The organism is Pedobacter superstes, assembly GCF_037622515.1.
GTDB classification, from domain to species: Bacteria; Bacteroidota; Bacteroidia; order Sphingobacteriales; family Sphingobacteriaceae; genus Paradesertivirga; species Paradesertivirga superstes.
Window position 1 is genome coordinate 81,609 of the sequence record NZ_JBBJCN010000010.1, and the last position, 10,585, is coordinate 92,193.

Annotated in this window: 11 protein-coding genes and 1 pseudogene; all 12 read left to right on the plus strand. The window is 40.9% G+C overall.

Annotated features, from left to right (window positions below; genetic code table 11):
- The first annotated feature begins 59 nt into the window (after positions 1-59).
- Entirely contained in the window at positions 60-359 is a 300-nt protein-coding gene (locus WG906_RS18495) for a DUF6122 family protein (protein WP_339994372.1), read from the plus strand.
- Between the two features lie 104 nt (positions 360-463).
- A complete protein-coding gene (locus WG906_RS18500) occupies positions 464-904 on the plus strand; it encodes a 5-fold beta-flower protein (protein WP_339994373.1) in 441 nt (146 codons plus the stop codon).
- A gap of 131 nt (positions 905-1,035) precedes the next feature.
- Positions 1,036-1,428, plus strand: coding sequence for an HYC_CC_PP family protein (locus WG906_RS18505; RefSeq protein ID WP_339994374.1), 393 nt, complete (start codon positions 1,036-1,038; stop codon positions 1,426-1,428).
- Positions 1,429-1,514: 86 nt separating this feature from the next.
- Positions 1,515-1,871: a heavy-metal-associated domain-containing protein gene (locus tag WG906_RS18510; RefSeq protein WP_339994375.1), complete on the plus strand. Its 357-nt coding sequence runs from the start codon at positions 1,515-1,517 to the stop codon at positions 1,869-1,871.
- Between the two features lie 11 nt (positions 1,872-1,882).
- Positions 1,883-2,953 (plus strand): YncE family protein, encoded by a 1,071-nt coding sequence (locus WG906_RS18515; protein WP_339994376.1) that lies wholly within the window; start codon positions 1,883-1,885, stop codon positions 2,951-2,953.
- Between the two features lie 18 nt (positions 2,954-2,971).
- Positions 2,972-3,214 carry a heavy metal-binding domain-containing protein gene (locus WG906_RS18520; protein WP_339994377.1) on the plus strand — a complete coding sequence of 81 codons (243 nt, stop codon included), beginning with the start codon at positions 2,972-2,974 and terminating at the stop codon, positions 3,212-3,214.
- Positions 3,215-3,222: 8 nt separating this feature from the next.
- Positions 3,223-4,524 carry an efflux RND transporter permease subunit gene (locus WG906_RS18525; RefSeq protein ID WP_339994378.1) on the plus strand — a complete coding sequence of 434 codons (1,302 nt, stop codon included), beginning with the start codon at positions 3,223-3,225 and terminating at the stop codon, positions 4,522-4,524.
- On the plus strand, positions 4,517-6,466 hold the full coding sequence (locus WG906_RS18530; RefSeq protein ID WP_339994379.1) for an efflux RND transporter permease subunit: 1,950 nt from the start codon (positions 4,517-4,519) through the stop codon (positions 6,464-6,466). The genes WG906_RS18525 and WG906_RS18530 overlap by 8 nt, the downstream gene beginning before the upstream one ends.
- Positions 6,453-7,700 carry a TolC family protein gene (locus WG906_RS18535; RefSeq protein ID WP_339994380.1) on the plus strand — a complete coding sequence of 416 codons (1,248 nt, stop codon included), beginning with the start codon at positions 6,453-6,455 and terminating at the stop codon, positions 7,698-7,700. The genes WG906_RS18530 and WG906_RS18535 overlap by 14 nt, the downstream gene beginning before the upstream one ends.
- Positions 7,678-9,027, plus strand: coding sequence for a heavy metal-binding domain-containing protein (locus tag WG906_RS18540; RefSeq protein WP_339994381.1), 1,350 nt, complete (start codon positions 7,678-7,680; stop codon positions 9,025-9,027). Before WG906_RS18535 ends, WG906_RS18540 begins: the two co-directional genes overlap by 23 nt.
- A 1-nt stretch (position 9,028) precedes the next feature.
- Complete coding sequence (locus tag WG906_RS18545) at positions 9,029-10,231, plus strand: efflux RND transporter periplasmic adaptor subunit (RefSeq protein ID WP_339994382.1); 1,203 nt, start codon at positions 9,029-9,031, stop codon at positions 10,229-10,231.
- Between the two features lie 29 nt (positions 10,232-10,260).
- A pseudogene (locus tag WG906_RS18550) lies at positions 10,261-10,585 on the plus strand (heavy metal translocating P-type ATPase); the annotation flags it as partial.

Sequence of the window (10,585 nt, forward strand, 5' to 3'; positions counted from 1 at the left end):
CTAGATAAGATGCAATCGAATCTTTAGTCCACAAGCTAGGTCATCAAATCTGAGATAGTATGTTTCATATCCTATTACACTTCGTAGTGCCCGCAGTAGTCGCCTTTCTGTTTTACAGAAATAATTATTTAAGGGCCTGGCTTATCATGATCGCAACAATGGCGGTAGATGTCGACCATCTTTTAGCTGTTCCTATTTACGACCCTAACAGATGTAGTATTGGTTTTCACCCTTTACACTCTTACCCTGCAATAGCCCTATATTTTATCATGCTGTTTTTTCCAAAAGTGCGTCTGGTAGGTATAGGCTTAATCATCCATATGGCACTCGATTACATTGATTGCTTTTATAAAATTTAACAAAAAAGAAGGGAATAGTGATGTCAATCATGTTTTAAGGAATTTATAATCATGTTTTTCGATTGTTTTTCAACTCATATTTGAGTAAACAAAATATTGAAATCATGAAAAAGCTTCAATCATTACTCATTGTAGTAACCATTTTAGTTGCAGGGATAGCGACTAAACTTAATGCTCAAACAACCCAAAGCAAAATTTTTATCGATGCCAAGGGCGGAATTCACAATCATGAAGGAACAAAACTCGGATACATCGACAAGGACGATATTGTAAGAAATGCAAATGGTCAAAAGGTGTATTTTATTGACAAGAATGGAAACGTTATTGATGCCAGTGGAAAAAAGGTTGGAAAAGCTCAGAAGAATGGAAACTTTTACAACGCTGAAGGAGTAAGTGTTTTAGTGGTTAAAGATAAAGGAGCTGCAACATGTGAAATTTTAGATCCTAAAGGACATTCATTAGGAACAGTACACAAAAATTACAAGCTTCATGCATGTGCAGCTCATTGCTTGCTTTTAATGGAAAAGCAGAAAGCAAAACACTAAATACCGGGCAAGGTGTTAAAATCGGGAGATTCAGATTTCCAGTAGAATAGTTTACTGGAAATGATGTAAAACTTCCAAGGAATTATATAAAAACTTGTCAGGTTTTTTAACAATCTTTGTATCAGATTAAAATGAAAAAGGTCATAGTCACCATATTAGCTGTCTTTTATCTGGGTGTTTCATCCGGGGCAACTGTGTATTTTCACTATTGCATGGGACAGTTAGTGGAGTCTGGCCTGGTTTCAAAAGAATATCAAAAGTGCAGTAAATGCGGAATGAAGGCAGGCAGTACTAAGGATTGCTGCAAGCATGAAAGTAAACAAGTTAAGATTGACAATGCTCAGAAGCTTGCCGCTTACTCCTTTCACTTCCAAACCTTCATCACTGATTTAGCCTGGAATAAATACATAGCTATTCCAGAAATTTATGTTTCTTCTTTAACAGAAGAACAACCACTTTCAAATGCACCTCCCAATACGGATAACACTCCTGTTTTCATCCGTAATTGCAATTTCCGTATATAATACTTTCTCTGATGTCTAGCTGCTTCTATAGCTTGACATAGGCATTTTCTGCCATCTTCACTATTACACAACTTTATTTAAAAATTATGAAAACCACTAAAATTTTTGGTGTGGCTTTATCAATCCTGTTTAGTACCGCTGTACTTGCTCAGGAGAAAAGCACATCTATCAAAGTATCTGGCAATTGCAGCATGTGCAAAAAAAAGATTGAGAACGCCGCGAAAACTGCTGGTGCTACCTCGATTAATTGGGACTCAAATAAACAAGCAGCTAATATAGTATTTGACACTGCTAAGGTTTCCTTAGACATCATACAAAAGCAAATAGCTGCTGTAGGTTATGATACTGAAAAGTTCAAAGCTGATGATAAAGCATACAGTAGTCTACCAGGTTGTTGCCAGTACGAACGAGTAAAGCTCGAAGCAATTAAGCCAACTCCTTAAACAAGCGCAACATGAAAGCAATAACGGTCGCAATACTGCTGATAAGCTCCGTAATTCTATTGGGCTGTAAAAAAATGAATCACGACATGGATGATGAAGATATGGGTATGAATCTTAATATCAATTATTCAGCTGCGTATGTTGTAAACGGTCAGGATGCCTCTGTCTCGGTTATTGATTTATCAAAAAATGCAGTGACTGAAACTATTCCGTTGATGGGTGACGATGGTAAAATGGCTATGTGGCCACACCATATTTATAAGTCCCCTATTTCGAATACGTTATCGGTAGCTATTCCTGGCACGGATCTAAGTGCCGGTCACGCCGGTGGTATGGCAGATATGAATGGTATGGTAATGCTGCTTGATGCTCAAAAGGGTTCGATGGTAAAGAACCTGGAGCTACCCGCGATGAACCATAACGCTACTTTTTCACCGGATGGCAAGGAAATCTGGACCTCTCAAATGGAGATGGAGGGCAAAGTACTTGTTTACGACGCCCAGACTTACATGCTTAAAAAAGTAATAAATGTTGGAATGGAACCCGCAGAAGTTACCTTTTCAGCAAATGGAACGAAGGCTTATGTGGCAAATGGTGGAAACGACAATGTAATGGTTATTAATCCGGTGACCAAAGAAAGAATAGCCACTATCCCAGTAGGAGATAATCCCGTTGCAGCATGGGTTGGGCAGGATAACAGAATGTATGTTGACAATGAAGATGGCCAATCTGTAAGCGTTATTGACGTAACCTCAAATACCGTAGTTCAAACTATACCTCTCGGGTTTATGCCCGGAAGTGTGGCCCACAATGCGTTTAAAAATGAACTATGGGTGACTGATCCTGATAATGGCAAAGTACACTATTGGACACTTAATAATGCAAATGCATGGGTACTTGGCAATGTATTTTCCACGGGCCTTGGAGCTCATGCAATTGCTTTTACTAAAAACGGTGAAACCGCATACGTTACCAACCAGCAAGCAAAAAGTGTCTCGGTTGTTAATGTTCAGACCCATGCGAAGACAAAGGACATTCCCGTCGGCAATAAACCAAACGGAATCTTAATAATAAACAATTAACTAAAAACATAAAATACAATGAGAACTCTTTTTCTTTCAGCTATTACAGCGGGTGCCTTATTCATTACCGCTTGCGGTTCAAACTCCACAACTGACAAGACTGAAGCAAGCGATTCAACGTCAGTTCATACAGCAGGCACCACCTATACGTGCCCGATGCACCCTGAGGTGGTTAGTGACAAGCCAGGCAAATGTCCTAAATGCAAAATGGACTTGGTTGCCAAAGAAGGAACAGAAGACCACTCTGGTCATAAGCATTAAACAAAAACATGGTAGAGAAATTAATTGAATTTTCAATACGAAACAGGTTTCTGGTGCTGCTTATAGCGGCCGGAATATTTGCCTGGGGAATTTACTCAGTTAGAACCAGTAAGATTGACGCTATTCCGGATTTGTCAGAAAATCAGGTAATCGTATTTACTGAATGGATGGGCAGAAGTCCTCAGATAATTGAGGATCAGGTTACTTATCCATTGGTAACCAATCTTCAGGGCCTACCCAAAGTAAAGTATGTACGTGCAAACTCCATGTTTGGAATGAGCTTTATCTTCATCATTTTTGAAGATGACGTAGATGTTTACTGGGCACGTTCAAGAGTACTTGAAAGATTAAACTCTATTGGTAGCGCCCTTCCTGAGGGTGTTACCCCTACCATGGGGCCCGATGGAACCGGTGTTGGGCATGTGCTTTGGTACACCTTGGAAGCTCCCGGAATGGACTTGGGAGAACAAAGAGCTGTACAAGACTGGTATGTGAAATTTGCCCTTCAAAATGTTCCTGGAGTAAGTGAAATTGCTTCGTTCGGGGGCTTTCAAAAACAGTATCAAATTAGTATAGACCCTAATAAGCTTACTTATTACAAACTTTCTGTAGCTGAGGTAATGCGCTCCATTAGTTCAAATAATAATGAGGCGGGTGGTCGCAAGTTTGAGATGAATGATGTGGGATATATTATCAAAACTACAGGTTATCTCAAATCCATTCAAGAAATGGAAAATTTATCTATTCGTACCCAAAATTCAATACCTGTAAAAATCAGGGATGTGGCTACCGTGCAGATGGCAGGCGAAAGCCGGCTTGGAATCTTTGACTATAACGGACAAGGCGAAGCTGTAGGTGGAATAGTGGTGCTGCGTTATGGCGAAAATGCTGATGAAGTTATCCGAAGAGTTAAAGCTAAGATGGTCGAGACAAGTAAAGGATTACCACAGGGAATGAAGTTTAATATAGTCTATGATCGCGGTGAGCTAATTCAGGAATCAATCTCTTCCATTAAACACACACTTATTGAAGAGATGATAGTAGTCTCGATAATTGTGATTGTCTTTCTGCTTCATTGGAGAAGCGCAATCAGTATTATCATACAAATTCCAATTACCATCGCTGCAAGCTTTATCGTTTTAAACGCTTTTGATATATCATCAAACATCATGTCATTAACAGGTATCGCCCTGGCTATTGGAGTAATAGTCGATAACGGAATCATCATGGCTGAAAACGCCTACAAACACCTGGCAGTAAGGCAGGCAGAACTCACAGAATTAAGAAACGGAGGAAAAACCGATGTATAAAAAATTTAGCCGTTACATTGGGAAAAAACGTAAAGACGAGGACTTCGTGCGTCTTTCAAATGAAGAAAGGTTAAGTATTATTGAGAAAGCTTGTAAGCAGGTTTCCCGAGGTGTATTCTATTCAACTGTAATTATTATCACTTCTTTCCTGCCGGTATTTCTTTTAGATGGTCAGGAAGGAAAGCTATTTCACCCGTTGGCCTACACCAAGACATTTATCCTGATAATCGATGCCTTATTGGTAATTACTCTTGCTCCCGTGATGCTGTCGTTCTTTATGAAAGGAAGATTCCGTTCAGAACATGATAATCCAATAAACAGGTGGTTAGAAAAAAGGTATGAGCCCATTATCAGGGCTTGCATGAAGCATAGGAAGACCACTTTAGGGGTTAATATCCTTGCTCTATTAATAAGTGTCCCGTTGGTGATGAGCTTGGGCAGGGAGTTTATGCCTCCACTAGATGAGCAGTCTATTTTGTTCATGCCTGTAACGTTGCCAGACGTGTCCAATGCTGAGGTAAAGCGCATTCTTCAGGTTCAGGACAAGCTGATTAAGTCGGTTCCTGAAGTTGACAAGGTCTTAGGTAAGGCGGGAAGAGCAAATACCGCAACGGATAATTCACCTATTAGTATGATTGAAACCATCGTTTCTCTCAAACCAAAGAGCGAGTGGCGGCCTGGGATAACTAAAAAAGACATCATTAAGGAACTGGATGCTAAGCTTCAGATTCCTGGAGTGGTAAATGGCTGGACCCAACCAATTATTAACAGGATAAACATGTTGTCTACAGGAGTTAGAACGGATGTCGGTATAAAAGTTTACGGGCAGGATCTGAATAAGATAGCCTCTGTTTCTGAAGAAGTAAAAGGCTTACTTCAAAATATAGAAGGCGTTAACGACTTATACGTGGAGCCTGTCACTGGTGGCAAGTACCTTGAAATAGACATAAAACGTGATCAATTAGAGCGGTACGGGTTAACCGTTGAGGATATAAATAGTACAGTTGAAACCGCAATTGGAGGTGCCCCATTTGCTACAACCGTTGAAGGAAGAAGAAGATTTAATATTCACGTTAGGCTTGGACAAGAATATCGGAATAGTATTGACCGCATAAAGCGCATACCGATAAATTCCCCCGATGCCGGAACTATCCCTCTTTCGGCAGTAACTGACATTAAATTCTCAGACGGTCCTCCAATGATTACCTCAGAAAATGCGCTACTAAGAGGAGCTGTAATGTTTAATGTTAGAGACAGGGACTTAGGAAGTACTGTTCAGGAGGCGATTGATAAACTGAATTCCGGTCTTAAGTTACCCAATGGATATTTTGTGGAATGGAGCGGGCAATATGAGAATTTAATAAGAGGTCAGAAGACTTTGCTTTACATTCTCCCGATAGTATTGGTCATTATATTCCTTTCATTATATCTGGCTTTTAAATCCGCCAGGGAAGCATTTTTAAGTCTGGTTACTATTCCCTTCGCTTTAATCGGTGGAGCCTATATCATCTATTTTTATGGGGTGAATTTGTCCGTTGCCGTAGCAGTTGGATTTATTGCCCTTTTCGGAATAGCCGTAGAAACAGGGGTTGTAATGGTGATTTATTTGAATGACGCGATGCGTCAGTTAGTAGAATTAAAAGGCAATTCAAGCGAGACTATTACAAAAGACGATTTAAGAGAATATGTAATCAATGGAGCGGCGAAACGCTTGAGGCCAAAAATAATGACTGTGTGTGTTGCTCTTTTCGGCTTGATCCCTGTATTATGGTCTAACGGTGTAGGAAGTGATGTGATGCAACCCATCGTGCTACCAATGATAGGCGGAGTTTTAACTTCCTCTACCCACATTCTGCTGGTAACCCCGCTTATCTTTTTAATGACAAAAGAATACGAATTACGAAAATTTGGAAAATTGGAGGTCTCGGATGTTAAACACTAAAAATATCTTACTGCTTGTCTTGCTTTTAGTTTCGGGGTATTCCTACGGACAGAAAGTGCTTACGCTACAAGAAGTACTTCAGGAAATTAACAGACATAACCCCTCGCTAAAAGCTTATGAAAGCCGCATAAAAAGCCAGGATGCAAAAGTTGAAGGAGCTGGCGCATGGATGGCGCCCATGGTAGGTGCGGGAACTTTTATGACTCCCTATCCGGGTTCAATGGTTATGGACGAAGCTGACAGGGGTGCCTGGATGTTGTCTGCTGAGCAGGATATTCCTAATCCTGCAAAAACGAAAGCAAAAGCAAAATATCTGGCAGCACAGTCTTCTATTACCAAAGCTGAGCAGGCGGTTCAAGCAAATCAGCTACGTGCCAGGGCAAAAGAGCTTTATTACGGATTGGTAGTTGCGAACAGAAAAATCGCTTACCAGAGAGAGAATAAAGCAATTATGGCCAACATGAAAAAGCTGGCTGAGATCCGCTACCCCTATAATCAGGGTTCTTTAAGCCAGGTATTCAAAGCAGAAGGCAGACTTCTGGAATCTGATAATATGATTTTGATGACAGAAGGTGAAATCCGTTCGAGGAAGATTGCTTTAAATGCCCTGATGTATCGTCCGGCTACTGCTGATTTGTTGATCGATACCACTCTGAAAATAGGCTTTCAGCCGGTGGCTGATTTAGACACTTCCTATTTGGCTTTTAGACGTAGTGATATTCAGCAAATGGACAGGTCTATCCAAGCTATGGAGCTTAACATTAATCAGATGCGTCAGGAAGCTAAACCAGATTTTCGACTCCGGTATGAACACATGTCCACACGTGCTGAAATGATGCCGAATCAATATACCCTTATGGGGATGATTTCCATTCCAATTGCTCCCTGGTCTTCGAAAATGTATAAATCGGAAATAAAATCTATGACCTACGAAAGGGAGGCCATGCGTCAGCAAAAAGAAGGGATGCTTATTGAGATGCTGGGAATGACCAAGTCGATGGAGAATGAGCTCCTAAGCATGCAAAAGCAGTTATCGAACTATGAAACTAAAATACTGCCTGCATTAATCAAGAATCAAAAAGTTTCCATGCTTTCCTATCAGGAAAACAAAGGCGACGTGAATACCGTGATAGACGCATGGGAAACGGTAAATATGGCTCAGATGAATTACCTGGAGCAATTGCAAAAATTTTATCAAATGATTATCGAATATGAGAAGAATATTGAAAGGTAGCTTTCCGATAGGTATTCTGTTTACTGCTCTTTTACTTTTCGCTTGCAAAGGAAAGGATAATAAGGAAGCAGCAGCCGATGCTACCAAATATACCTGCCCTATGCATCCACAGATAGTCAAAGATGCACCGGGTTCTTGCCCCATCTGTAAGATGGATTTGGTTCCAATGAATACTCCGGGAACAGGAGGCACTATAAATGACACGCTCTCTGCTTTGGTTAAACCCACAAATGAATTGGTGCTTTCGGATATTAAAACGACCAAACCCGAAACAGGTTCACGCTTCGAGCCGATAAATGTACGGGGCGTGATTAACTACAATACAAATAATCAGAATTCCGTATCTGCAAGGGTAAGCGGAAGAATTGAGCGCCTGTATATAAAATATAACTACCAGGCAGTTTCGAAAGGGCAAAAGCTCATGGATATTTACAGCCCCGATTTAGCAAATGCGCAGCAGGAACTATTGTTCCTTAAAAATAATAATGAACCTGCACTCCTTGAAGGAGCCAAGAGAAAGCTAAGGGTTCTCGGTGCAACCGAGCAGCAGATAAGCCAGGTTCTTAAAACCGGCAAGGTTGATTACACCATAAGTGTATTTAGCCCATACTCGGGTTTTGTTTCAGAAATTCAGGGTTCTGCTGCTACCTCTTCTGCCGGGAATTCCGCAGGAAGCACCATGATTACTTCGCAATCTACAGCCAGTTCATCTTCTATGGGAGGAATGGGTGGGTCAGGTTCGGCTGCGGGAGCTCCAACCGCCGTGCCGACTGTTGCGTCGAATTCGCCTTTGCTTTTAAGAGAAGGACAGTATGTGTCGGTAGGTCAGCGGCTGTTCAACTTTGTTAATTCAAATTCCGTATGGGCAGAGTTTTACGTCAACCCTCAGGACTTAGATAAATATAAAAGAGGGACGATGGTTAGCGTACAGTCTGTAGATAGTGATAGTAAAAGATCACGGGTACCGATTGCGTTAGTTCAGCCTTATTATAGCGAGGGTACAAACTATTCACTCGTTCGCGCTACCATCACAAATCCAAACCAGTTTTGGAAGATTGGTGAGCTTGTCCACGTAAGTAGTGAAAATACAAGAAAAATAGGAAAATGGTTGCCACGTACAGCCGTACTCCAATTAGGCACCCGAAATGTCTCTTTCATAAAACAAAAGGACGCTTTTGTCCCTGTATATGTAAAAGTTAAAGCTATTTCCGGAGATTGGGTAGACGTGGGCACCTCCTTGAATGAGGATCAGGAAGTTGCAGTAAATGCATGGTTCCTGGTAGACAGTGAAAGTTTTATTAACGTTCAGAATCCAACCGTACAATAAGATGGAAAGGAAAAAATTTATCAAAAGCCTGGCAATTATCGCATTTACTCCAGCTCTATTTGTCGCTGCATGTAAAAATGAGAAGAAAGCGGTTTCCACTCAAAAGTTTACCTGCCCTATGCACCCGCAGGTTCTTAAAGATGCCGCTGGTTCTTGCCCCATTTGTGGAATGGAACTGGTTCCTGTTAGCGCCAGTGGCACTAACAATGAGCTCACATTAATGGAAAGCCAGATTCAACTGGCAAACATTAAAACAATGGCGATAGCCGCAGGTAGTTTCGGTACCTCTAAGATACTAAGTGGGCGATTAGTAACGAATCCTGAACTTTCTTCTGCCATTTCAAGCAGATATGCCGGGCGGATTGAAAGGTTATACGTAAAGGAAACAGGTCGTCAGGTTGCAAAAGGGCAGCCACTCTTCCAGGTATTTAGTGAAGAGCTTCAAACGCTTCAGCAAGATTACTTACTACAAGCGAAGCAAGTTGCAGCATTTCCGAACGAAAGGCTCTATGTAAGTCTTCGGGAAGCAGCTAAAAATAAACTAAAGTTATTTGGATATTCTAATACGCAGATTGATGGTTTAGCCAGAACCGGTAAAACGTCTCCGTTGGTTACTGTTTTTGCCACTGCTTCAGGGATTGTCAATGAGATAAGTGTTTCCGAAGGTCAATATGTTACGGAAGGTTCACCAATCATAAGGCTCGAGAACTTTAATCAGTTATGGGTAGAAGCAGATGTATATCCCGGGGAGGCCAATGCTATTAAAATAGGCACAACTGTTAAAGTGACTATCAATGGATTTCCAGAGCAAACAGCAAAAATTAATTTCATTTCCCCGCAAATAGACCCGTCGAGTCAGATATTGAAAGTTCGTGCACCTATAAAGAATCAGGGCCAATTACAATCAGGAATGCAGGCTACTGTTATGCTTCCGACAGCAAGTATTAACAATGCCGTTTCATTACCACTTAATGCGGTAATAAGAGACGGAAAAGGTGCTCATGTTTGGATAAAAACAGGTAAGAATTCATTTTCGCCCCGAATGGTAACTACCGGGCAGGAAGATGCTAATCAGACAATTATCACTTCAGGATTAGAAAATGTAAATGAAGTAGTAGTTAGTGGTGCTTACCTGTTATCAAGTGAATATATTCTAAAGAAAGGATCAAATCCAATGTCAGGTCATGATATGAGTAAAATGTAATCAATCATTCATCACCTTAAAGCACTATTATGGAAAACCATCAGCACAATCAAGAGCATGTCCATCAGCATGTGGAGCACAGTGCTCACAAGCCTACGGGTACTGAAAAAGAACATTCCGAACACTCATCTCACGATGAGCACATGGGACACCATACCGAAGACTTCTTAAGACGGTTTTGGATATGCCTCATCCTTACTATTCCTGTTTTGCTGCTATCAGAAATGATTCAGCATTGGTTTGGCTATCATTTAGATTTTCCGGGTTCTAAGTTTGTGTTACTAGGTTTAAGCACTATCATTTTTGTCTATGGTGGGAAGCCTTTCCTTACGGGGATGGTTCGAGAAATCCGAA